22 protein-coding genes are annotated in these 21,994 nt (G+C 60.4%); 14 read left to right on the top strand and 8 right to left on the bottom strand.

What is annotated here, in order from left to right:
* Positions 1-84 precede the first annotated feature (84 nt).
* From rpsP to GN234_RS12995, 10 genes are all read left to right on the top strand, one after another.
* Complete coding sequence (gene rpsP, locus GN234_RS13040; protein WP_003198088.1) at positions 85-336, top strand: 30S ribosomal protein S16; 252 nt, start codon at positions 85-87, stop codon at positions 334-336.
* Positions 337-341: 5 nt separating this feature from the next.
* Entirely contained in the window at positions 342-878 is a 537-nt protein-coding gene (rimM, locus tag GN234_RS13035; RefSeq protein ID WP_053182269.1) for a ribosome maturation factor RimM, read from the top strand.
* Positions 860-1,633 carry a tRNA (guanosine(37)-N1)-methyltransferase TrmD gene (trmD, locus tag GN234_RS13030; RefSeq protein WP_170845966.1) on the top strand — a complete coding sequence of 258 codons (774 nt, stop codon included), beginning with the start codon at positions 860-862 and terminating at the stop codon, positions 1,631-1,633. Before rimM ends, trmD begins: the two co-directional genes overlap by 19 nt.
* A gap of 45 nt (positions 1,634-1,678) precedes the next feature.
* Positions 1,679-2,029 carry a 50S ribosomal protein L19 gene (gene rplS, locus GN234_RS13025; RefSeq protein WP_003175895.1) on the top strand — a complete coding sequence of 117 codons (351 nt, stop codon included), beginning with the start codon at positions 1,679-1,681 and terminating at the stop codon, positions 2,027-2,029.
* 131 nt (positions 2,030-2,160) lie between these two features.
* Entirely contained in the window at positions 2,161-3,057 is an 897-nt protein-coding gene (xerD, locus tag GN234_RS13020) for a site-specific tyrosine recombinase XerD (protein ID WP_176688576.1), read from the top strand.
* Positions 3,058-3,319: 262 nt separating this feature from the next.
* The gene (locus tag GN234_RS13015; protein ID WP_063322825.1) at positions 3,320-4,051 is read left to right on the top strand and encodes a DsbC family protein; all 732 of its coding nucleotides are present in this window, start codon (positions 3,320-3,322) and stop codon (positions 4,049-4,051) included.
* A gap of 132 nt (positions 4,052-4,183) precedes the next feature.
* On the top strand, positions 4,184-5,488 hold the full coding sequence (locus tag GN234_RS13010) for a homoserine dehydrogenase (RefSeq protein WP_003198098.1): 1,305 nt from the start codon (positions 4,184-4,186) through the stop codon (positions 5,486-5,488).
* A 105-nt stretch (positions 5,489-5,593) separates the two neighbouring features.
* Positions 5,594-7,003, top strand: coding sequence for a threonine synthase (gene thrC, locus GN234_RS13005; RefSeq protein WP_109753649.1), 1,410 nt, complete (start codon positions 5,594-5,596; stop codon positions 7,001-7,003).
* 119 nt (positions 7,004-7,122) lie between these two features.
* Positions 7,123-8,493: a transporter substrate-binding domain-containing protein gene (locus tag GN234_RS13000; RefSeq protein WP_109753650.1), complete on the top strand. Its 1,371-nt coding sequence runs from the start codon at positions 7,123-7,125 to the stop codon at positions 8,491-8,493.
* A 184-nt stretch (positions 8,494-8,677) separates the two neighbouring features.
* Positions 8,678-8,965 carry a DUF3509 domain-containing protein gene (locus GN234_RS12995; RefSeq protein WP_109753651.1) on the top strand — a complete coding sequence of 96 codons (288 nt, stop codon included), beginning with the start codon at positions 8,678-8,680 and terminating at the stop codon, positions 8,963-8,965.
* Positions 8,966-9,300: 335 nt separating this feature from the next.
* Here the strand turns inward: GN234_RS12995 and GN234_RS12990 are convergent, their stop codons facing one another.
* Positions 9,301-10,500 (bottom strand): CaiB/BaiF CoA transferase family protein, encoded by a 1,200-nt coding sequence (locus tag GN234_RS12990; RefSeq protein WP_176688575.1) that lies wholly within the window; start codon positions 10,498-10,500, stop codon positions 9,301-9,303.
* Between the two features lie 147 nt (positions 10,501-10,647).
* Here GN234_RS12990 and GN234_RS12985 point away from each other — a divergent pair, with 147 nt between their 5' ends.
* The 3 genes from GN234_RS12985 (at position 10,648) to GN234_RS12975 (ending at position 14,418) form a co-directional block, all read left to right on the top strand.
* The gene (locus GN234_RS12985) at positions 10,648-11,190 is read left to right on the top strand and encodes a YaeQ family protein (RefSeq protein WP_003198109.1); all 543 of its coding nucleotides are present in this window, start codon (positions 10,648-10,650) and stop codon (positions 11,188-11,190) included.
* A 159-nt stretch (positions 11,191-11,349) separates the two neighbouring features.
* Positions 11,350-13,059 carry a single-stranded-DNA-specific exonuclease RecJ gene (gene recJ / locus GN234_RS12980; RefSeq protein WP_176688574.1) on the top strand — a complete coding sequence of 570 codons (1,710 nt, stop codon included), beginning with the start codon at positions 11,350-11,352 and terminating at the stop codon, positions 13,057-13,059.
* Positions 13,060-13,311: 252 nt separating this feature from the next.
* Positions 13,312-14,418 (top strand): NADH:flavin oxidoreductase/NADH oxidase, encoded by a 1,107-nt coding sequence (locus tag GN234_RS12975; protein ID WP_176688573.1) that lies wholly within the window; start codon positions 13,312-13,314, stop codon positions 14,416-14,418.
* Positions 14,419-14,620: 202 nt separating this feature from the next.
* On the opposite strand, the gene GN234_RS12970 is transcribed toward GN234_RS12975, so the two are convergent.
* Positions 14,621-16,246: a glucan biosynthesis protein D gene (locus GN234_RS12970; RefSeq protein ID WP_176688572.1), complete on the bottom strand. Its 1,626-nt coding sequence runs from the start codon at positions 16,244-16,246 to the stop codon at positions 14,621-14,623.
* A 361-nt stretch (positions 16,247-16,607) separates the two neighbouring features.
* On the opposite strand from GN234_RS12970, the gene GN234_RS12965 reads away from it, so the two are divergent.
* Positions 16,608-16,793, top strand: coding sequence for a hypothetical protein (locus GN234_RS12965; RefSeq protein WP_109753657.1), 186 nt, complete (start codon positions 16,608-16,610; stop codon positions 16,791-16,793).
* A gap of 45 nt (positions 16,794-16,838) precedes the next feature.
* Here the strand turns inward: GN234_RS12965 and GN234_RS12960 are convergent, their stop codons facing one another.
* The 6 genes from GN234_RS12960 to GN234_RS12935 form a co-directional block, all read right to left on the bottom strand.
* On the bottom strand, positions 16,839-17,138 hold the full coding sequence (locus GN234_RS12960; protein WP_176688571.1) for a type II toxin-antitoxin system RelE/ParE family toxin: 300 nt from the start codon (positions 17,136-17,138) through the stop codon (positions 16,839-16,841).
* Positions 17,113-17,364 carry a CopG family ribbon-helix-helix protein gene (locus tag GN234_RS12955; protein ID WP_109753659.1) on the bottom strand — a complete coding sequence of 84 codons (252 nt, stop codon included), beginning with the start codon at positions 17,362-17,364 and terminating at the stop codon, positions 17,113-17,115. Before GN234_RS12955 ends, GN234_RS12960 begins: the two co-directional genes overlap by 26 nt.
* Before the next feature lie 94 nt (positions 17,365-17,458).
* Positions 17,459-18,883 (bottom strand): gamma-aminobutyraldehyde dehydrogenase, encoded by a 1,425-nt coding sequence (locus GN234_RS12950; RefSeq protein ID WP_116831539.1) that lies wholly within the window; start codon positions 18,881-18,883, stop codon positions 17,459-17,461.
* Positions 18,884-19,010: 127 nt separating this feature from the next.
* Entirely contained in the window at positions 19,011-19,820 is an 810-nt protein-coding gene (locus GN234_RS12945) for an ABC transporter permease (RefSeq protein ID WP_116831540.1), read from the bottom strand.
* Positions 19,810-20,757: an ABC transporter permease gene (locus GN234_RS12940; RefSeq protein WP_109753662.1), complete on the bottom strand. Its 948-nt coding sequence runs from the start codon at positions 20,755-20,757 to the stop codon at positions 19,810-19,812. The genes GN234_RS12945 and GN234_RS12940 overlap by 11 nt, the downstream gene beginning before the upstream one ends.
* Position 20,758: 1 nt before the next feature.
* On the bottom strand, positions 20,759-21,796 hold the full coding sequence (locus GN234_RS12935) for an ABC transporter ATP-binding protein (RefSeq protein ID WP_176688570.1): 1,038 nt from the start codon (positions 21,794-21,796) through the stop codon (positions 20,759-20,761).
* Between the last annotated feature and the right edge of the window lie 198 nt (positions 21,797-21,994).

The raw sequence follows: 21,994 nt of genomic DNA, 5'->3' as shown, positions 1-21,994 counted from the left end.
ATTCCTTAGAATATGCGGCCTTTCGGGCACCTATGCCCGCTGTGCATTTAGATTTGCAGCACCGACTACAGGAACGATGTTCACATGCTAACAATCCGTCTTGCCCTTGGCGGCTCCAAAAAGCGCCCGTTTTACCACCTGACCGTAACCGACAGCCGCAACCCGCGTGACGGTTCCCACAAGGAGCAGGTTGGTTTCTTCAACCCTGTTGCCCGTGGTCAGGAAGTTCGTCTGTCCGTGAACCAAGAGCGCGTAGCCTACTGGCTGAGCGTTGGTGCACAACCTTCTGAGCGCGTTGCTCAGTTGTTGAAGGAATCGGCTAAGGCTGCGGCCTGAGCAATATGAACGCGACGCCAAAAGATGCCGGTGATTTGATCGTTGTCGGCAAGATCTATTCTGTACATGGCGTTCGCGGCGAAGTGAAGGTGTATTCCTTTACTGATCCGATCAAGAACCTGTTGGACTACAAAACCTGGACGCTCAAGCGCGAAGGTAGCGTGAAACAGGTGGAGCTGGTCAGCGGACGTGGGAACGACAAGTTCCTGGTCGCAAAGCTCAAGGGTCTCGATGATCGTGAAGAAGCACGTCTTCTGGCCGGTTATGAGATCTGCGTGCCGCGCAACCTGTTCCCTGAACTGACCGACGGCGAGTACTACTGGTACCAGCTGGTGGGTCTGAAGGTCATCGACCACCTCGGGCAATTGCTCGGGAAAATCGATCACCTGCTCGAGACCGGTTCGAACGATGTCATGGTGGTCAAGCCTTGCGTCGGCAGCCTGGATGATCGCGAACGCCTGTTGCCCTATACCGAGCAATGCGTGTTGGCCGTCGACCTTGCCGCAGGCGAGATGAAGGTGGAATGGGATGCGGATTTCTAAACGTGGCTAATTTGCGCGTTGAAGTCATCACATTGTTTCCCGAGATGTTTTCCGCCATCAGCGAGTACGGCATAACCAGCCGCGCGGTGAAACAGGAGCTGTTGCAGCTCACTTGTTGGAATCCGCGGGACTACACCACGGATCGACATCACACTGTGGACGATCGCCCGTTTGGCGGTGGTCCGGGCATGGTGATGAAGATCAAGCCCCTGGAAGACGCTCTGGTTCAGGCCAGAACCGCAGCCGGGGAGGGCGCGAAGGTGATCTACCTGTCGCCCCAAGGCCGCCAGCTGACTCAGTCGGCGGTACGCGAGCTGGCGAATTCGGATGCATTGATCCTGATTGCCGGCCGTTACGAAGGCATTGACGAGCGTTTCATTGAAGCTCATGTCGATGAAGAGTGGTCGATTGGCGACTATGTACTGTCTGGCGGCGAGCTGCCGGCGATGGTCCTGATCGATGCGGTTACACGACTGCTGCCTGGAGCTTTAGGGCATGCAGATTCCGCTGAGGAAGATTCCTTTACGGATGGTCTGCTGGATTGCCCGCACTACACCCGACCGGAGGTGTATGCGGATCAGCGTGTTCCCGACGTGTTGCTAAGTGGCAACCACGCGCACATCCGGCGTTGGCGTTTACAGCAGTCCCTTGGTCGGACCTATGAACGACGCGCCGATCTTCTGGAAAGCCGCTCGCTTTCTGGAGAAGAGAAGAAGCTGCTCGAGGAATACATCCGCGAGCGGGACGATAGTTAACAACGTATCGATGGTGAGTCCGACGACTTGCCTTAGGAGCACAGCATGACTAACAAAATCATCCTTGCACTCGAAGCAGAGCAGATGACCAAAGAAATCCCTACCTTTGCCCCGGGCGACACCATTGTCGTTCAGGTGAAAGTGAAGGAAGGCGACCGTTCCCGTCTGCAAGCGTTCGAAGGCGTCGTTATCGCCAAGCGTAACCGTGGCGTGAACAGTGCATTCACCGTTCGTAAAATCTCCAACGGTGTCGGCGTAGAGCGTACTTTCCAGACCTACAGCCCGCAAATCGACAGCATGGCTGTGAAACGTCGCGGCGACGTGCGTAAAGCCAAGCTGTACTACCTGCGTGACCTGTCCGGTAAAGCAGCTCGCATCAAGGAAAAACTGGCTTAAGTCCAGCTTCCGATGCAAAAAAAAGCAGCCTGCGGGCTGCTTTTTTGTTGCCTGCGATTTGCGCTTTGAGCACCCTGCATGGCTTCATTTCCCCTTTCGATGCCGTGTGCCCGCATCCTTCAAGAGTCTTTATGCCAGCCATCGATCATCCGCTGATAGACCAGTTTCTCGACGCCCTGTGGCTGGAGAAGGGGCTGTCCGATAACACCCGCGATGCCTACCGCAGCGACCTGGCGCTGTTCAACGGCTGGTTGCAGGAAAACCACCTGGAGCTGGTCAATGCCGGCCGGGAGTTGATCCTCGATCACTTGGCCTGGCGCCTGGAGCAGGACTACAAACCACGCTCGACCGCGCGGTTTCTCTCCGGTTTGCGTGGGTTTTATCGCTACTTGCTGCGGGAAAAGCTGATTGCGGTGGACCCGACCTTGCGCGTGGAAATGCCGCAATTGGGGCGCCCGTTGCCCAAATCCCTGTCGGAAGCCGATGTGGAAGCGTTGCTGGCGGCGCCCGACCTCAGCGAAGCCATCGGTCAGCGCGACCGGGCCATGTTGGAAGTCCTGTATGCCTGCGGCCTGCGTGTCACCGAGTTGATCAGCTTGACGCTGGAGCAGGTCAATTTGCGCCAGGGTGTGCTGCGGGTGATGGGCAAAGGTAGCAAGGAACGCCTGGTGCCGATGGGGGAGGAAGCGATTGTCTGGGTCGAGCGCTACATGCGCGATGCCCGCCATGAATTGCTGGGTGGGCGTCCCAGCGACGTGCTGTTTCCCAGCCTGCGCGGCGAGCAGATGACCCGTCAGACCTTCTGGCACCGTATCAAGCACCAGGCCAAGGTGGCCGGGATCAACAAATCCCTTTCGCCTCACACCTTGCGCCACGCCTTCGCCACGCACCTGCTCAACCACGGCGCCGACCTGCGAGTGGTGCAGATGTTGCTCGGCCATAGCGACCTGTCCACCACCCAGATCTACACTCACGTTGCCCGGGCGCGGTTGCAGGATCTGCATGCCAGGCATCACCCGCGTGGCTGAATAAAATCCCCTGTGGGAGCAAGGCTTGCCCGCGATGAACGATAACGCGGCTCCGTTGTTGCACCGCGGCGCGGCCATCGAGGGCAAGCCTTGTTCTCACACGCCCGCTCCCACGGAAAAGCCGCCACCAATGTCTTGCGTCAGCGGCATTCGGTCACGCGAGCCTTATGTGGTAGGCTTTGTCGGTTTGCACAGTGGGCGGTTGGAACCCGAATCTGCGGGTCGGCGTTTCCCGTCTCATTTGTTCGCCTCAGGAGTCCCCATGCGTTTGATCCAGATGTTCACCGCCGCCGCCATTGCGTTGGCCAGTACCTTTGCCATCGCCGACGACGCGGCCGACAAGGCTATCCGCAAGAGCCTGGAAAACCTTCAGCTCGAAGTGCCGATCGAAACCATTTCGGCCAGCCCCATGGCCGGCCTGTATGAGGTCAAGCTCAAGGGCAGCCGCGTGCTCTACGCCAGCGCCGACGGTCAGTACATCGTCCAGGGCAACCTGTTCGAGCTCAAGGACGGCAAGCCGGTCAATCTCACCGAAATGACCGAGCGCCAGGGCATTTCCAAGTTGATCAACGGCATTCCAGTCGCAGAAACCGTGGTTTATCCGGCGATTGGCGAAACCAAGTCCCACATCACGGTGTTCACTGACACCACCTGCCCGTATTGCCACAAACTGCACGCCGAAGTGCCCGAGCTGAACAAGCGCGGCATCGAAGTGCGCTATGTCGCGTTCCCGCGTCAGGGCCTGGGCTCGCCGGGCGATGAGCAGTTGCAGGCGGTCTGGTGCTCCAAGGACAAGAAAGCGGCAATGGACAAGATGGTCGATGGCAAGGAAATCAAGGCCGCCAAGTGCGAGAACCCGGTCTCCAAGCAGTTCGCCTTGGGCCAGTCCATTGGCGTGAACGGTACGCCGGCCATCGTTTTGGCCGACGGCCAGGTGATTCCGGGCTACCAGCCGGCGCCACAAGTCGCCAAACTGGCGTTGGGCGCGAAATGATCATGGGCGATTCGCTTCTGAAGATCACGGCTCGGCGAAAACCTTCGTCGGGCCGTTAAACAAAAAGTCGCGTTGCTGCGCGGCTGTATTTCACGGCCGACCTTGCGTCGGCCGTTTCATGGGGAGTCAAGAGTGAATCCGGTCAAAGTAGGCATCTGTGGGTTAGGTACCGTCGGTGGCGGCACCTTCAACGTACTTCAGCGCAACGCCGAGGAAATTGCTCGTCGTGCCGGGCGTGGGATCGAAGTGGCACAAATTGCCATGCGCACGCCAAAGCCTCAGTTCCAGACGACCGGTATTGCGATTACCAACGATGTCTTCGAAGTGGCCACGAACCCTGAGATCGACATCGTCATAGAGCTGGTGGGCGGCTATACCGTTGCCCGCGAGTTGGTACTCAAGGCCATCGAGAATGGCAAGCATGTGGTCACCGCGAACAAGGCGCTTATCGCTGTTCACGGTAATGAAATTTTCGCCAAGGCCCGGGAGAAGGGCGTGATCGTGGCTTTCGAAGCCGCCGTGGCCGGTGGCATCCCGGTGATCAAGGCGATCCGCGAAGGCCTGTCGGCCAACCGTATCAACTGGGTCGCGGGGATCATCAACGGCACCGGCAACTTCATCCTCACCGAGATGCGCGAAAAGGGTCGCACCTTTGAGGATGTGCTAGCCGAAGCTCAGGCCCTGGGCTACGCCGAGGCGGATCCGACATTCGACGTGGAAGGCATCGACGCAGCGCACAAGCTGACGATCCTGGCCTCCATTGCGTTTGGCATTCCATTGCAGTTCGACAAGGCGTACACCGAAGGCATTACCAAGCTGACCACCGCTGACGTGAACTACGCCGAAGCCCTGGGCTATCGCATCAAGCACCTGGGCGTGGCGCGCAGCACCGCCAACGGCATCGAGCTGCGTGTGCACCCGACCTTGATCCCGGCCGATCGCCTGATCGCCAACGTCAACGGCGTGATGAACGCGGTGATGGTCAACGGTGATGCCTCCGGCTCGACGTTGTTCTACGGCGCTGGTGCGGGCATGGAACCGACGGCCTCTTCGGTGATTGCCGACCTGGTGGACGTGGTTCGCGCCATGACTTCGGACCCGGAAAACCGTGTGCCGCACCTGGCCTTCCAGCCAGACTCGCTGTCGGCTCACCCGATTCTTCCGATCGAAGCGTGCGAAAGCTCCTACTACCTGCGCATCCAGGCCAAGGACCATCCGGGCGTGCTGGCCCAAGTGGCGAGTATCCTCTCGGAACGCGGCATCAACATCGAGTCGATCATGCAGAAGGAAGTCGAGGAACACGACGGCCTGGTGCCGATGATCCTGCTGACCCACCGTGTGGTCGAGCAGCGCATCAACGATGCGATTGCGGCGCTGGAAGCGCTCCAGGGGGTCGTTGGCCCGGTGGTCCGTATCCGCGTTGAACATTTGAATTAATTTAGCGGCAAGCGGATAAGTTGCAGGCCGCGAACGAAGGCAAACGTGCCTTTGATGTGTAGCTTGCAACTTCAACGCTTGAAGCCCAAACCGAAGGTTTGCCCCATGCGCTATATCAGCACCCGCGGCCAGGCACCGGCCCTGAATTTCGAAGATGTCCTCCTGGCCGGCCTGGCCACGGACGGCGGTCTCTATGTGCCGGAAAACCTGCCGCGTTTCACCCAGGAAGAAATCGCTTCCTGGGCCGGCCTGCCGTATCACGAGCTGGCGTTCCGGGTCATGCGCCCGTTCGTCACCGGCAGCATCCCGGACGCCGATTTCAAAAAGATCCTGGAAGAGACCTATGGCGTCTTTTCCCACAACGCCATCGCGCCGCTGCGTCAGCTCAACGGTAACGAATGGGTCATGGAGCTGTTCCACGGCCCGACCCTGGCGTTCAAGGACTTCGCTCTGCAATTGCTCGGTCGCCTGCTGGACTACGTGCTGCAAAAGCGTGGCGAGCGTGTGGTGATCGTCGGTGCCACCTCTGGCGACACCGGCTCGGCGGCCATCGAAGGCTGCAAGCATTGCGAGAACGTCGACATTTTCATCCTGCACCCGCACAACCGGGTCTCGGAAGTGCAGCGTCGGCAGATGACGACGATTTTTGGCGATAACATCCACAACATCGCCATCGAAGGCAACTTCGATGACTGCCAGGAAATGGTCAAGGCCAGTTTCGCCGACCAGAGCTTCCTCAAGGGCACGCGGTTGGTGGCGGTGAACTCGATCAACTGGGCGCGGATCATGGCCCAGATCGTTTATTACTTCCACGCGGCCCTGCAATTGGGCGGCCCGGCCCGCTCGGTGTCGTTCTCGGTGCCGACCGGCAACTTCGGCGATATCTTCGCCGGCTACCTGGCGCGCAACATGGGCCTGCCGATCAATCAATTGATCGTCGCCACCAACCGCAACGACATCCTGCACCGCTTCATGAGCGGCAACCAGTACGTCAAGGAAACCCTGCACGCCACGCTGTCGCCTTCGATGGACATCATGGTGTCGTCGAACTTCGAGCGCCTGCTGTTCGACCTGCACGGTCGCAATGGTGCGGCCATTGCCGGCCTGATGGACAGCTTCCGCCAGGGTGGTGGTTTCAGCGTCGAGCCTGAGCGCTGGACCGAAGCCCGCAAGCTGTTCGATTCCCTGGCCGTGGACGATGAACAGACCTGCGAAACCATCGCCGAGGTGTTCGGTCAGAGCGGTGAACTGCTCGATCCGCACACGGCCATCGGCGTCAGGGCCGCCCGGGAGTGCCGTCGCAGCCTGGACATCCCGATGGTAATCCTGGGCACGGCTCACCCGGTCAAGTTCCCGGAAGCGGTGGAGAAAGCAGGTGTAGGAAAAGCGCTCGAACTACCTGCGCATCTTTCTGATTTGTTTGAACGAGATGAGCGTTGCACCGTGTTGCCTAACGACTTGAAGGCCGTGCAGGCCTTTGTCAGCCAGCATGGCAACCGCGGCAAGCCGCTCTGACCGCGTAAATCTGTCACATTTTGAAGCCCGTCTCCTGACGGGCTTTCTTGTTTCTGCATGCCAAACTGGTCGGGTTTCGCCCTTGGAGGAACGGGCGAGTCATCTCGAAGGAAATGCAGATGTCGTTTTTTATCAAAGGCAAGCCCGCCTTGGGCTGGGTAATGGGCCTGGCGCTGATGTACTCGGCGCAGGGGGGGAACGCGGCGCAGTTGGCGGCTTTCGAAACGCCGCCGTTCAATCCTGGCGAGCGCCTGATGCTGGATGCGCAGGAATTGAAGTGGATCAAGGAGAACCCCAGGGTCATCGTGGCGACGATGCAGTTTCCGTTGTACCTGTTCAAGAATGAACAGGGGCAGTGGAACGGACTGAACCACGACATTCTCCAGCGCATCGCGCAAATGACCGGCCTTGAGTTCGTGCATCGGGAGTCGTTCTCCCCCGGCGAGTTGCTGACGATGCTGGAGAATGGCGAGGCCGACATGACGACCCTGCTGGCGATGAATGAAGAACGTAGGGATTTTCTGAGTTTCAGTCATGCATTCGGCGGTTCCGGCTGGGTATTCGTCGGCCGTGACGGGGAATCGTCTCTTCATTCGCTGGAGCAGCTTGAAGGGAAGGTCCTGGCATTGCCGGCACGGCATGCATTGGAAGCGGAAATCAGGCGCGATTACCCGGCGATCAAATTGCGCACGACCAAGACCTATGGTGAGGCGCGGGCGCTGGTAGAGAGCCGGGAAGCCTATGCCACCATCGAAAATGAAACCGGGGTGCATCTCTATCCAGCCGGGCAATTGCAGGTAGGCAGCGGCCTCGAGGGCAAGTGGGAACCGGACTACCTGGCGGTACGCCAGGACCTGTCCGCGCTGTTGAGCATCTTGAATAAAGCCTTGGAAGCTTTTCCGGCCGAGGACATGCGCGCGCTGCGCACCAAGTGGATGGCCGGCATTACGCCGGTCCAGGCGCCATCGATCTGGGAGCGGCTGTCTCGATGGGGTTACTGGTGTGTGACCGTGGTCGTGGTCTTTGGCCTCTTGTCCCTGCTGTGGAACCGCCGCCTGCAGATTCAGATCGATCAACGCCTCAAGGCCGAAGCGGTTCTCAAGGACCAGTTGATGCTCCAGCGGGCCTTGATGGATGCCATTCCCGACCCGATTTTCATCCGTGATCTGGAGGGGCGCCTGATCATGTGCAACAAAAGCTACGAGGACCAGTTTGCGACCCGCTTCGAAAAGCTTCGGGGCACGCGGCTGACGGATTCGGCAGCATTCCCGCCAGCCACTGCGCAGTTGCTGCATGGGGAGGTGATGGAGCAATTGCGCACTGGCCAGTCTCGGTTCTTCGACCGGCAATTGATGTTCAGCGGCCAATTGCGGGAAATCTATCATTGGTCGGTGCCTTTCTATGGGGCCGATGGGCAATTGCGCGGCATCCTGGGGGGCTGGTCCGATGTCGGGCGGCGTTTGCGCCGTTGCGACAGGTTCATGGCTTGATGCCGACCGTCACCACGCAAAGGCTGCTAGAGAAAGCTGTTGTTTGCCTGTCATATTGGACGCGCATGCTCGGTTGAACAGGTTGAAGGCGTGCCGGTTCGGTGCGCTGACGAACTTTCTGCTGCGGCCCACGGTCACTTACTGTGAACATGCAGTTGTTTTCGGACTATTGAAGGGTGAGCGAATGGAAAGTATCAGCCTATTGCTGGGTGAGGCTTTGAGCCCGTATCAGGTCACGCTGACTCCCTCCGGCGCCAAGGGCGAATGCCTGGTGACGCTGAAGAATGCCTCCGGGGCCATTATGGTCGAGCGAGTGTTCAATCAGGCCCAATTGACCGACAAGCGTCAGTTGACGGATGTGGTCGATGGCCTGCATCGCGATGTGCTGATTGCCGAGGGCCGCCTGGAGCCTTGTGTGATTGCGGCGCTGCGTAATCTGGCGCGCGACAAGGTCATGGGCGCGGCGAATTGACCGGGATTTTGTGGGAACCTTCCTACTGCCTAATGAGTCAGACTCTTTACCAACAAGAGCGAGCATTGTGCTCCGGTGCTTGTCGCTTGTTGTACGGACCTTGAATGGTCACGTTTAACCCCGAGTTGTCTCCCCACTTCTCGGGGTTTCTTTTTGCCTGGCGTTTACGTTTTAGCGTGTTGGGGCAGGTGCTGGAGTCTTTGTGGGAGCGAGCTTGCTCGCGATTGCGGTGTGCCAGTCAACATCAAGTCGGCTGAACCGACGCTATCGCGAGCAAGCTCGCTCCCACAGTTGATTTTCAGTGGACCGCCGGTTTTCGCTCGCAGCATGGCGCGTCAAATGGCGCCGTCGCTGCGCAGCTTGGCGATCTGCTGCGCGTCGTAGCCCAGCTCGCCGAGCACCTGGGCGTTGTGCTCCCCCAGCGCTGGCCCGACCCATTCGGAAGTACCCGGGGTGTCGGAAAGCTTCGGTACGATTCCCGGCATCTTGAACGCCTTGCCGTCCGGCAGCTTGGCCTGCAGGAACATTTCACGGGCCAGGAATTGCGGGTCGCTGAACATATCCTCGGCACTGAAGATCCGGCTGGCCGGGACCTCGGCCTGGTTCAATTGGTCGATGACAGTATCGAGCGGCAGTGAGTTGACCCAGCGATCGATGACCCCGTACAGCTCATCACGGCGCTCGTCACGGCCATCATTGCTGGCCAGTTGCGGGTCGTTGGCCAAGTCGTCGCGGCCGATGATTTGCATGAAACGCTTGAAGATCGCGTCGCCATTGGCGCCAATTTGCACGTGCTTGCCGTCGGCGCTGGTGTGGATGGACGAGGGGGTGATGCCGGGCATGATGTTGCCGGTGCGTTCGCGGATGAATCCGAACACGTCGAATTCCGGCACCATGCTTTCCATCATGGCGAAAATTGCCTCGTACAAGGCTACGTCCACCACTTGCCCGGTTCCGCCGTTGATCTCGCGGTGACGCAGGGCCATCAATGCGCCAATCACGCCCCAGAGGGCGGCGATGGAGTCGCCGATGGAAATCCCGGTGCGCACGGGCGGGCGATCCTCGAAGCCGGTGATGTAGCGCAGGCCGCCCATGGATTCGCCCACCGCGCCAAATCCTGGCTGATCTTTCATCGGCCCGGTCTGGCCGAAGCCCGAAAGCCGCACCATCACCAGTTTCGGGTTCAGTGCATGCAGGACATCCCAGCCCAGGCCGAGCTTTTCCAACACCCCGGGGCGGAAATTCTCGATCAGGATGTCGGCTTCGCCGAGCAGTTTTTTCAGGATCGCCAGGCCTTCGGGGTGTTTGAGGTTCAAGGTCAGGGACTTCTTGTTGCGTGCCTGGACGAACCACCACAGCGAGGTGCCCTCGTACAGCTTGCGCCACTTGCGCAGCGGATCACCGCCATCGGGCGATTCGACCTTGATGATCTCGGCACCGAATTCGCCGCAGATGCGCGAGGCGAAGGGCCCGGCGATCAAGGTGCCGAGTTCGACGACTTTGACGCCGGCAAGGGGTTTGGCAGTAAGCGACATGACAGATCCTGTAGGACAAAGGCAGAACGAATAGAGCGTTTTATCATAGGCCAAGACCGGTCGCCGCAGGTTGATGGTCGGCAATTCGTGGATTGCCCGCGTCATCGGTTAGACTTGCCGCCTTTCTTCGTATCAAGAAGCCCGTTCATGGCCCAGCCGTCCACGACTTATAAGTTTGAACTGAACCTCACTGATCTCGACCGCAATGTGTATGAGAATGTGAAGCAGACCATCGCCCGCCATCCTTCGGAGACCGAAGAGCGCATGACCGTGCGCCTGTTGGCCTACGCGTTCTGGTACAACGAGCTGCTGGCGTTTGGTCGTGGTCTGTCAGACGTCGATGAACCCGCGCTGTGGGAAAAAAGCCTGGATGACCGTGTTTTGCACTGGATCGAAGTCGGCCAGCCTGACGCCGATCGCCTGACCTGGTGTTCGCGTCGCACCGAGCGTACCAGCCTGCTGGCCTACGGCAGCCTGCGAGTGTGGGAAGGCAAGGTGATCCCGGCCGTCAAAAACCTGAAGAACGTCAACATCGCCGCCGTGCCTCAGGAAGTGCTGGAAACCCTGGCCCAGGACATGCCTCGCGTGATCAAGTGGGACGTGATGATCAGTGAGGGTACGATTTTCGTGACCGACGACCGTGGTCAGCATGAAGTCCAACTGCAATGGCTGCTGGGCGAGCGTGGTTGAGCCATTGACCCGGTATTGAGTGAACTCATTGTGGCGAGGGAGCTTGCTCCCGCTTGGGTGCGCAGCACCCACAAAAGGGGGCCGCTACGCAGCCCAGCGGGAGCAAGCTCCCTCGCCACAGTCCAGGATTCCAAAAAATAGAGAAATGTCCGTTCCCCCATGCGCATAGAACCCCGCCAGTTACCCGACACCCTGCCATTTCTCGGTGACCTGCCGCCGCTGTTGACCCGCCTGTACGCAGCGCGTGGCGTGCAGTCCGAGGCTGAACTGGACAAGAGCCTGGCGCGCTTGATTCCTTATCAGCAGCTCAAGGGGATCGACGCCGCGGTGGATCTGCTGGTGACGGCGCTGGAAGAACGCCAGCGCATCCTGATCGTCGGTGACTTCGATGCCGATGGCGCGACCGCCAGCACCGTCGGCATGCTGGGGCTGCGTCTGCTCGGCGCGGCCCATGTCGACTATCTGGTGCCCAACCGCTTCGAATACGGCTACGGGCTGACCCCGGAAATCGTCGAAGTCGCGCTGACTCGCGAGCCGCAGTTGCTGATCACCGTGGACAACGGCATTTCCAGCGTGGAAGGTGTGGCGGCGGCGAAAGCGGCGGGGCTCAAGGTGCTGGTCACCGACCACCACTTGCCGGGCCTCGAACTGCCGCTGGCCGATGCGATCGTCAATCCGAACCAGCCGGGCTGCGAATTCCCGAGCAAGGCGCTGGCGGGTGTCGGGGTTATTTTTTACGTGCTGATGGCGTTGCGTGCCCGTCTGCGCAGCCTGGGTTGGTACACCAGCAAACCCCAGCCGAACATTGGTGAGCTGTTGGACCTGGTGGCCCTGGGCAGCGTGGCTGACGTGGTGCCCCTGGACGCCAATAATCGCATTCTGGTGCACCAGGGCCTGGAGCGGATTCGTGCTGGGCGTGCCCGTCCCGGGATCAAGGCCATTCTCGAAGTGGCCAAGCGTGACCATTCGCGCATTACCTCCACGGACCTCGGGTTTATCCTCGGTCCGCGTCTGAATGCGGCGGGGCGCCTGGACGACATGAGCCTGGGTATCGAGTGCCTGCTCACCAACGATGCCGCCCTGGCGCGGGAGATGGCGGCGCAACTGGACGGCATGAACCAGGACCGCAAATCCATCGAGCAGGGCATGCAGCGCGAAGCCCTGGCCCAGCTCAAGGACCTGCCGGTGGAGTCGATGCCATTCGGCTTGTGCCTGTTCGATCCGCAGTGGCACCAGGGCGTGATCGGTATCCTTGCCTCGCGGATGAAAGAGCGCTATTTCCGCCCGACCATCGCCTTTGCCGATGCCGGCGACGGTCTGCTCAAGGGCTCGGGCCGCTCGGTGCCGGGCTTTCACATCCGCGATGCGCTGAGTGTGGTGGCGGCGCAGCATCCGACCCTGATCAGCAAGTACGGCGGTCACGCCATGGCGGCGGGGCTGACGCTGCCGGAAGCGAATTTCCCATTGTTCGCCGAGGCGTTTGACGCGGAAGTGCGCCGGCAATTGCGCGAAGAAGACCTGACCGGTCGGCTGTTGTCGGACGGCACCCTGGCGGTGGAGGAATTCCACTTGGAACTGGCCCGGGCGCTGCGTCACGCCGGGCCCTGGGGCCAGCATTTCCCGGAGCCGATGTTCCACGGCGTGTTCCAGTTGGTCGAACAGCGGGTGGTGGGCGAGCGGCACCTGAAGGTGGTGCTCAAGAGCGAATGCGGTTCGGTGAAGCTTGATGGCATCGCCTTCGGCATCGACCGCGAGATCTGGCCGAACCCCACCGTGCGCTGGGTGGAACTGGCCTATAAGCTCGACCTCAACGAGTTCCGCGGCCAGGAAACGGTGCAGTTGATGATTGCCCATATCGAGCCGCGGTAGGCTCAAGCCGTTAGTTACTGCGGGAATGTTTTCCTGTGGCGAGGGGATGAATCCCCTCGCCACACTGTCGGTTTTTAATTCTGAACCCACCCTGATCCCGGGTTGTCGACTAGGCTCTAAGCACTGCTTGATAGCCCTTGTGACGTCTTGTCGATTTTCTTTGCCCGCGGGGGCGGGTTGTTGCACCTTTTGTCACTCGTCGACTTTTCAAACAGAACCCTGGAGCCTGCCCACTGATTCGAGAGGTGCCCCATGAGTCTGCTGCTGGAACCCTATACCCTTCGCCAATTGACCTTACCCAATCGCATCGCGGTGTCGCCGATGTGCCAGTATTCGAGCGCCGATGGCCTGGCCAACGACTGGCACTTGGTGCACCTGGGCAGTCGCGCCGTGGGCGGGGCAGGCCTGGTGTTTACCGAGGCCACCGCTGTCACCGCTGATGGCCGCATCACAGCCCAGGACCTGGGCTTGTGGAACGATGAACAGATCGAACCCCTGCAACGCATCACCCGCTTCATCACCGCCCAAGGGGCTGTGCCAGGCATTCAACTGGCCCACGCCGGGCGCAAGGCCAGCACCTGGCGACCCTGGCTGGGCAAGCATGGCAGCGTAAAACCGGAGGATGGCGGCTGGGTGCCGGTCGGTCCGTCGCCGATTGCCTTCGACCCGCAGCACACTCAGCCCGTCCAACTGGATGAAGGACAGATCGCCGGTATTGTCCAGGCGTTCGTGGACGCGGCAAAACGCAGCCTGACGGCCGGATTCAAAGTGGTCGAAGTCCACGCGGCCCATGGCTATCTGCTGCATCAATTCCTGTCGCCCTTGAGCAATCAGCGACGCGATCAATACGGCGGCTCGTTCGAGAACCGCATCCGCCTGGTGTTGCAAGTGACCGAGGCGGTGCGGGCCGTATGGCCTGAAGAGTTGCCGGTGTTCGTGCGCGTCTCCGCCACCGACTGGGTCGAGGACGGTTGGAACCCGGATGAAACCGTGGAGCTGGCGCGACGCTTCAGGGCCCTGGGAGTGGACTTGATCGATGTGTCATCGGGCGGCACCGCCGCGAATGCGGAAATTCCCACCGGCCCGGGCTACCAGACACGCTTTGCCGAACGGGTACGCAAGGAGTCGGAAATCGCCACTGGCACTGTCGGCATGATTACCGAACCGGCCCAGGCCGAACACATCCTGCGCACCTGCCAGGCCGACATCATTTTCCTCGCCCGGGAATTGTTGCGCGATCCGTACTGGGCCCTGCATGCCGATGATGACTTGGGTGGACGCAAGGCTACATGGCCGGCGCAGTACCAGCGGGCCACGCATCGGGACCAGCCGATCCATGAGTCGGATTTGCGGGATTGAGTGCTTGGTAAAACCAAAAGCCCCGGTCGTCATTGGCCGGGGCTTTTTGTTTGTTTGAAAAAAATTGGTGCTTGTACCGGCCTCATCGCGAGCAGGCTCGCTCCCTCAGTGGATCTGTTGTGTGGCGCGGATAGCGTTCACAACAAGGCTCAATGTGGGAGCGGGCTTGCTCGCGAAGGCGTCATTCCTGACGCAGCAGGGCTCAGGGATACTTGCGCTTATCCGGTGCCGGCGGGAAGTACTGGTACAACCAGGTCTCGCTCAAGGTCCGGTCCTTGGTGCGAATGAACAGGCGCATCTGCACCGGGTCCACACGGTCGTCGGTCGGGTACCAGTCGAAGGTGATGCGGTAGCCCTTGATCGCATCCAGCACCAGCACGTTGAAGTCCTTCACCTCGCCGTGGGAGCAGGTCACCACCGGTTCGATGCCGGTGCCCGGCGGCAATTGGTCGAGGCCGCCGCCGCTGAAGTCCACGGCAAAGCGACGGGCCCAGACGGTCGGGTAATGCTCGCCCGGCGCCCAGCCCTCGATGAAACCGCCCATGCCTGAGCGGGTGGCGTCGACGTGGGCCAGGTCCGTGCTCACGGGTGGCAGCGCGCTCCAGTAGAGCTTGTAGCCATAGTTCAGCGAGTCGCCGGCAGCCACCGGTTTTTTCGGTGTCCAGAACGCAACGATGTTATCCAGGGTTTCGCCGGTGGTAGGAATTTCCAGCAGGTCAACCGAGCCTTCGCCCCAGGCCGTCGTAGGCTCGACCCACAGGCTCGGGCGCTTGCTGTACCAGTCTACGGTGTCCTGGTAGCTGGCAAAGTCATGGTCGGTCTGCACCAGGCCGAAGCCTTTCGGGTCCTTGTCGGCGTAGGCATTGAACTGCAGGTTGGCGGGGTTGTTCAACGGGCGGCAGACCCACTCGCCGTTGCCGCGCCACATGGCCAGCCGGTCGGAATCGTGGATTTGCGGATGGATGGTGTCGCACATGCGCCGCTCGACGGTGCCGCAGCTGAACATGCTGGTCATGGGCGCAATGCCCAGTTGCTCGATGGCGGTACGGGCATTGATGTGCGCGTCGATCTCCATCACCACCCGGGTCGGCTGGCAATCGATATCAAACCGATAGGCACCGGTGGCGCTGGGGGAGTCGAGCAGGGCGTAGACCACGAACCGGGTGCTGTTCTTCTCCGGGGTTTCGAACCAGAACTTGGTGAAGTCCGGGAATTCCTCACGCTTCTTGGCATAGGTGTCAATGGCCAGGCCGCGTGCCGACAGCCCGTACTGGCCGCTGGCGTCCACGGCGCGGAAATAGCTGGCCCCCAGGAAAGAAACGATGTCGTGCCGGTCCAGTTCCGGCGCCTTGAAGACGCGGAAGCCGGCGAAGCCCAGGTCACCCGTCAACTGCGAGGTGTTGACCGTGGTTTTCTCATAGTTGAACAGTTCCGGACGAAAGTGCACCTCACGGGCCATACGCGTCTTCGGGTCGACGCTGTACATGCGCACCGGCTGCTTGAAACCCATGCCGACGTGGAAGAATTGTGCGTCCAGTTGCCCGTCCAGCTCATTCCACAGCGAATGATTGGCGTCATAACGGATGGCGTTGAACTGCAGCGGCGACATTTGGGCCAGGGTCGGTGGCAGGACTTGCTTGGTGTCGACGTAGCGGCTCTCGGCCAGCCGCCGGGCCTGATCCTTCAAACCGTTGAAATCGAAGGGACGGGCTTCGCCGTCGGCAGTCTGATCGGCGGCCCAGGCGCGGGCGGCCATGAGCCCGGAGGCCGATAGCCCAGTGTAGGCGGCGAAAGCCATGGAGGCCTTGAGCAGATTCCTGCGGTGCATAAATACAACCTTTCTCGAAACAATCCCGAGCCGATCCTGGCAACAGAGATTGGTAAAGGAGTTCGGACATGCCTTTGGCCAAACGCGACGAACGTTAGAACAGATGCCTGAGAGCTGGATCGGTTCACCGAGGCGCAAAATCATAGGGGAAATGCAGGCTTGGAGAGAAAGGGAAAGCGTGGCTTGGTCAAATTTTCTTACAGTTATTTCTTTTTTTATGTCGATTCCAACTTTTTTTGACTAATTACTCTAAAACTCCCTTTTCACGCTTTGAATCCTCCCTATTCTTTAGCGTGATAGACGATTCAACCCGGATTCAGACGGCGCTATCAGGTCAACTCGACGTAAAGAAGGACAGTTCATGACAAAAATACAGGGCATTACCGAAATGCTGGGGATCTTTCCAGGCCTGACCAATGGACGCAGGACACGACGGCTCAGCCTGGAAGAGTTAAGGCTGGTGGAGCGCTATCGGGAACTGTCGGAAAACGACCGCATCGCCATGCGTTACCTGGTGGATGCGATGCGCAGTGTTTCCAGATTCTGATCAAGCGCGGTGATGATGGCCGGGCCAGGAGAGCACCGGCCAAAGTTACTCCATCGACCAATCCTGGGGCCGTTCGCTGCACTGGTGCAATATCCGCAGGATTTGCAATTGCCCCTGTACGAGTCGGTAAGGCGCAACGAATGGATAGCGTGTCAGCACCAGCTCTCGAATATCGGGAACGACTGAAGGACGGCCTGAACCGGGAAAACGCTGCAATTGTCGCAGCGTCTCCAGGATGGCGATGATGACATCGTCAGCGCCTTGCGTGCCGATAGCGCTTTGGTAATGTTCATGAATCGAGTCGAGGTCACTCTGTGCTTTATCGGTCAGTACGATGCTCGGCACGTTTTGCCCACTTAGCCTTCACGGCATCCAGATCGGTCAGATTTCCAGCATCGGCGTCTGCTATGCCTTCGCTGATGGCTTGCAGATGCCAGGACTCGGCCTCTACATATCGAACCAGTGCACGCTTGAGGTGATATTGACGGTCGCGGTCGGTGGCGGCAGCCAGCAAATCCAGCTGTTGGGCCAGACCTTCTTCCACACGAAAGGACAAAACGGGCGAGGCCATGGCTAATCTCCAAGCTGTATACGTTGTAGACACCCTAGGTCCTGCCAGGATTTCCGTCAACCGGCGAGCATGTGTTGCTAACGTTGTCTTGGCTTCAATGCTTGAACATCACATGCCGCACCACCGTGTAATCCTCCAGCCCATACATGGACATGTCCTTGCCATAGCCGGAACGTTTCTGACCGCCATGGGGCATTTCGCTGACGAGCATGAAGTGCGTGTTGACCCAGGTGCAGCCGTATTGCAGGCGTGCCGACAGGCGATGGGCGCGGCCGACGTCGGCGGTCCACACCGATGAAGCCAGGCCGTAGTCCGAATCGTTGGCCCAGGCCAGCACTTGCGCTTCGTCGAGGAACGGCGTGACGGACACCACCGGCCCGAAGACTTCGCGGCGGACGATTTCGTCATCCTGCTGCGCGTCGGCCAGCACCGTTGGTTCGAAGAAGAACCCGTTGCCGTCCACGGCCTTGCCGCCGGTGACCAGGCGGATATGCGGCTGGGCGATGGCGCGTTCGACGAAGCCGGCGACGCGGTCGCGGTGCTGGGCGGTGATCAGCGGGCCCATCTCGGTGTCTGGCGCGGTTTGCAGGCCGTACTTGATACTGCCCACCGCGGCGCCGAGCTTCTCGACGAAGCGGTCGTAGATGCCTTGCTGGGCATAGATGCGGCATGCGGCCGTGCAATCCTGGCCGGCGTTGTAGAACCCGAAGGTGCGGATGCCTTCCACCGCCGCGTCGATGTCGGCGTCGTCGAAAATGATCACCGGGGCCTTGCCGCCCAGTTCCATGTGCGTGCGCTTGACGCTGTCGGCGGTGCTGGAAATGATGTTCGAACCGGTGGCGATGGAGCCGGTCAGCGACACCATGCGCACTTTCGGATGAGTCACCAGCGGCTGGCCGACGGTTTGCCCACGACCGAACACCACGTTGAGCACACCCGCTGGAAAAATTTCCGACGCCAGTTCCGCCAGGCGCAACGCGGTCAGCGGGGTCTGTTCCGATGGCTTGAGCACCACGGTATTACCAGCGGCCAGGGCCGGGGCGATTTTCCAGGCAACCATCATCAACGGGTAGTTCCATGGCGCGATGGAGGCGATGACCCCCACCGGGTCGCGGCGGATCATCGAGGTGTGCCCCGGCAGGTATTCGCCGCCCGCCGAGCCGTTCATGCAGCGGCTGGCGCCGGCAAAGAAGCGGAACACGTCGGCGATCGCCGGGATCTCGTCGTTCAGAGCGGCGCTCAAGGGTTTACCGCAATTGTCCGATTCGAGCTTGGCCAGTTCTTCGCCGTGGGCTTCGATGGCATCGGCCAGTTTGAGCAGGAGCAGGGAGCGGTCCTTGGGCGACACTTGCGACCAAGACTCGAAGGCGGTGTCGGCGGCGCGCACGGCGGCATCGACCTGGGCTTCGCTGGCTTCGTTGATTTCCACCAGCACCCGCCCCAGCGCGGGGTTGAACACAGCCTGGCCGGGGCCTTCGCCGTTTACCAAGTGGCCGTTGATCAGCAGTTTGGTTTGCATGTGCATATCCTCGTCTGTCGCCGTTTTTCTGTGGGAGCGAGCCTGCTCGCGAAGCTTTTGGCGCCATCAGAAACGCCATCGCGAGCAGGCTCGCTCCCACATTGGGTGGTCATCGTTAGTATCAGATTCATTTCCCGCCACTCCCCGCCACGCTCTCACCCCCGCGGGTCAGGTAATAAGCGCCGAGTATCGGTAGCATCGTCACGATCATCACCAGCATCGCCACCACGTTGGTCACCGGCACGTCGCGGGGGCGGCTGAGCTGGTTGAGCAGCCACAGCGGCAGCGTGCGTTCGTGGCCGGCGGTGAAGGTGGTAACGATGATTTCGTCGAACGACAGCGCAAACGCCAGCATCCCTCCGGCCAGCAGTGCCGAGCCGAGGTTGGGCAGGATGATGTAGCGGAAGGTTTGCCAACCGTCGGCGCCCAGGTCCATCGAGGCTTCGATCAGGCTGTGGGAGGTGCGGCGCAGGCGGGCGATGACGTTGTTGTAGACGATCACCACGCAAAAGGTCGCGTGGCCGACGATGATGGTGAACATGCCCGGTTCGATGCCCAGGGTCTTGAAGGTCGCCAACAGGGCAATGCCGGTGATGATCCCTGGCAGGGCAATCGGCAGGATCAGCATCAGCGAAATGCCCTGCTTGCCGAAGAAATCCCGGCGGTACAGCGCTGCCGAGGCCAGCGTACCGAGCACCATGGCGATGAGCGTGGCGATGGCCGCGATCTGCAACGACAGCTTGATAGCTTCGAGCACATCCGGGCGCGCGAAGGCGACGCTGAACCACTTCAGGGTCAGGCCCTTGGGCGGAAAGCTGAAGGCTGCGTCCTCGGTGTTGAAGGCGTAGAGGAAGATGATCAGGATCGGGAAATGCAGGAACACCAGCCCGCCCCACGCGGCGATCTTCAGGCCCCAGGAGGATTTTTCAGAGTGCATCGAAAGCCCCCAGGCGCTTGACGATAGACAGGTAGATGGCAATCAGCACGATGGGTACCAGCGTGAACGCTGCAGCCATGGGCATGTTGCCGATGGCGCCTTGCTGGGCGTAGACCATGCTGCCGACGAAGTAGCCCGGCGGGCCCACCAGTTGCGGCACGATGAAATCCCCCAGGGTCAGCGAGAAGGTGAAGATCGAGCCGGCGGCAATGCCCGGGATCGACAGCGGCAAGATCACCTGCATGAACGTCTGGCGTGGTCTGGCGCCCAGGTCCGCCGAGGCTTGCAGCAGCGATGGCGGCAGGCGCTCCAGTGAGGCCTGGATCGGCAGGATCATGAACGGCAGCCAGATGTAGACGAACACCAGGAAACGTCCCAGGTGTGAGGTGGACAAGGTGCTACCGCCCACTCCGGGGATCCCCAGTACGAACTGCAACAGCGGTTCCAGCCCCAGGTGCTGGACGAACCACTGCGCTACGCCACCCTTGGCCAGCAGCAGCGTCCAGGCATAGGCCTTGACGATGTAGCTGGCCCACATTGGCAACATCACTGCGATGTAGAAAAACGCCTTGGTCTTGCCGCTGGTGTAGCGCGCCATGTAGTAGGCAATCGGGAACGCGACGATGGCGCTGGCGATGGACACGACAATGGCCATGCTCAAGGTGCGCAGGATGATGTCGAAGTTCGAGGGCTGGAACAGTGCGGTGAAATTCGCCAGGGTCAGGTCGGGGGTGACCGCCATGGTGAAGTCATCGAAGGTGTAGAAGCCCTGCCACAGCAAGGTCAGCAGCGAGCCCAGGTAGATCGCGCCGAACCAGATCAGCGGCGGCACCAGCAACATCGACAGGTACAGGTTGGGCCGCCGATACAGCAGGTTGGAAAAACGCCGCAACGGTGAACCGGACGCAGGCGTTTGGTTGATGGTCAGGGTGTTCATCTCACACCTCACCGCCGACAGTGTCATGCAGCACGACCATCGCCTCCCGCGCCCAGCGTACGCTGAGGGGCTGGCCAGTCTGGTGCTGGGCGGTGTTGTCGAGCCACTGGGTGTTGGCCTGGCTGAGGTTCAGGGTCTGGCCGTTGGCAAGTTTCAACTCGTAGCGCGTGGCGCTGCCCTGGTACTGGATGTCGTGCAGCAGGCCGTGGACTTCGATTTCATGGGCGGCCAACGGACCTTCGGCGAAGCGCACGTGTTCCGGACGGATCGAGAACGGCTGTGGATAACCGCTCAGTTCCCGGGCCAGTTCGCCGCGAATCACATTGGAAGTACCGACGAACTCGGCGACGAAGGTGGTCGCCGGTTTCATGTACAGGTTGCGCGGCGTGTCGACCTGTTCGATCCGGCCCTTGTTGAACACTGCCACGCGATCGGACATCGACAAGGCTTCGGTCTGGTCGTGGGTGACGAAAATGAAGGTGATGCCCAGCTGGCGTTGCAGTTTCTTCAACTCGCCTTGCATCTGCTCGCGCAGCTTCAGGTCCAAGGCGCCCAAGGGTTCGTCCAGCAGCAACACCCGCGGGCGATTGACCAGTGCACGGGCGAGGGCCACGCGTTGACGCTGGCCGCCGGAGAGTTGCACGGGTTTGCGTTCGCCATAACCGTCCAGGGCCACCATCTCCAGTGCTTCGTCGGCGCGCTTGATGCGCTCGGCCTTGGCGACGCCTTTGACTTTCAAGCCGTAGGCGACGTTGTCGCGCACATTCATGTGCGGGAAAAGCGCGTAATCCTGGAACACCGTGTTGACGTCCCGTTGATAGGGCGGGAGTCCGGCGGCTTCTTCGCCGTGGATGCGGATCGAGCCGGCACTGGGTTGTTCGAACCCGGCGATCAAGCGCAGGCAGGTGGTCTTGCCCGAGCCGGAGGGGCCCAGCATGGAAAAGAACTCGCCGTCCTGAATGTCGATGGAAACCCGGTCAACGGCCTTCACTTCGCCAAACTGACGGGATACCTGGGTGAATTGGACTGCAAGCGTCATGGTGCGGGGCTCCAAAAAGCGCGACTTCCGTTGGATTGTTGGTGGTGGGCCGGACACTGGACCTGTGGGAACAGCGCTGTGGGAGCAAAGCTTGCTCGCGATACAGGCACCTCGGTTCCCCGAAAGACCGCATCATCTTCATCGCGGGCAAGCCTTGCTCCCACACAAGAGCGGTGTTCAGTTTCCTAAGCCGACTGA

This window comes from Pseudomonas bijieensis (genome assembly GCF_013347965.1).
In the GTDB taxonomy this organism is placed as follows: domain Bacteria; phylum Pseudomonadota; class Gammaproteobacteria; order Pseudomonadales; family Pseudomonadaceae; genus Aquipseudomonas; species Aquipseudomonas bijieensis.
This window is presented reverse-complemented; position numbering and strand designations above follow the sequence as displayed.

Bases quoted from the DNA above. Each gene is read 5' to 3' on its own strand.
- rpsP (WP_003198088.1), top strand. From the start codon at position 85: ATGCTAACAATCCGTCTTGCCCTTGGCGGCTCCAAAAAGCGCCCGTTT.
- rimM (WP_053182269.1), top strand. From the start codon at position 342: ATGAACGCGACGCCAAAAGATGCCGGTGATTTGATCGTTGTCGGCAAG.
- trmD (WP_170845966.1), top strand. From the start codon at position 860: ATGGGATGCGGATTTCTAAACGTGGCTAATTTGCGCGTTGAAGTCATC.
- rplS (WP_003175895.1), top strand. From the start codon at position 1,679: ATGACTAACAAAATCATCCTTGCACTCGAAGCAGAGCAGATGACCAAA.
- xerD (WP_176688576.1), top strand. From the start codon at position 2,161: ATGCCAGCCATCGATCATCCGCTGATAGACCAGTTTCTCGACGCCCTG.
- GN234_RS13015 (WP_063322825.1), top strand. From the start codon at position 3,320: ATGCGTTTGATCCAGATGTTCACCGCCGCCGCCATTGCGTTGGCCAGT.
- thrC (WP_109753649.1), top strand. From the start codon at position 5,594: ATGCGCTATATCAGCACCCGCGGCCAGGCACCGGCCCTGAATTTCGAA.
- GN234_RS13000 (WP_109753650.1), top strand. From the start codon at position 7,123: ATGTCGTTTTTTATCAAAGGCAAGCCCGCCTTGGGCTGGGTAATGGGC.
- GN234_RS12995 (WP_109753651.1), top strand. From the start codon at position 8,678: ATGGAAAGTATCAGCCTATTGCTGGGTGAGGCTTTGAGCCCGTATCAG.
- GN234_RS12990 (WP_176688575.1), bottom strand. From the start codon at position 10,500: ATGTCGCTTACTGCCAAACCCCTTGCCGGCGTCAAAGTCGTCGAACTC.
- GN234_RS12985 (WP_003198109.1), top strand. From the start codon at position 10,648: ATGGCCCAGCCGTCCACGACTTATAAGTTTGAACTGAACCTCACTGAT.
- recJ (WP_176688574.1), top strand. From the start codon at position 11,350: ATGCGCATAGAACCCCGCCAGTTACCCGACACCCTGCCATTTCTCGGT.
- GN234_RS12975 (WP_176688573.1), top strand. From the start codon at position 13,312: ATGAGTCTGCTGCTGGAACCCTATACCCTTCGCCAATTGACCTTACCC.
- GN234_RS12970 (WP_176688572.1), bottom strand. From the start codon at position 16,246: ATGCACCGCAGGAATCTGCTCAAGGCCTCCATGGCTTTCGCCGCCTAC.
- GN234_RS12965 (WP_109753657.1), top strand. From the start codon at position 16,608: ATGACAAAAATACAGGGCATTACCGAAATGCTGGGGATCTTTCCAGGC.
- GN234_RS12955 (WP_109753659.1), bottom strand. From the start codon at position 17,364: ATGGCCTCGCCCGTTTTGTCCTTTCGTGTGGAAGAAGGTCTGGCCCAA.
- GN234_RS12950 (WP_116831539.1), bottom strand. From the start codon at position 18,883: ATGCAAACCAAACTGCTGATCAACGGCCACTTGGTAAACGGCGAAGGC.
- GN234_RS12945 (WP_116831540.1), bottom strand. From the start codon at position 19,820: ATGCACTCTGAAAAATCCTCCTGGGGCCTGAAGATCGCCGCGTGGGGC.
- GN234_RS12940 (WP_109753662.1), bottom strand. From the start codon at position 20,757: ATGAACACCCTGACCATCAACCAAACGCCTGCGTCCGGTTCACCGTTG.
- GN234_RS12935 (WP_176688570.1), bottom strand. From the start codon at position 21,796: ATGACGCTTGCAGTCCAATTCACCCAGGTATCCCGTCAGTTTGGCGAA.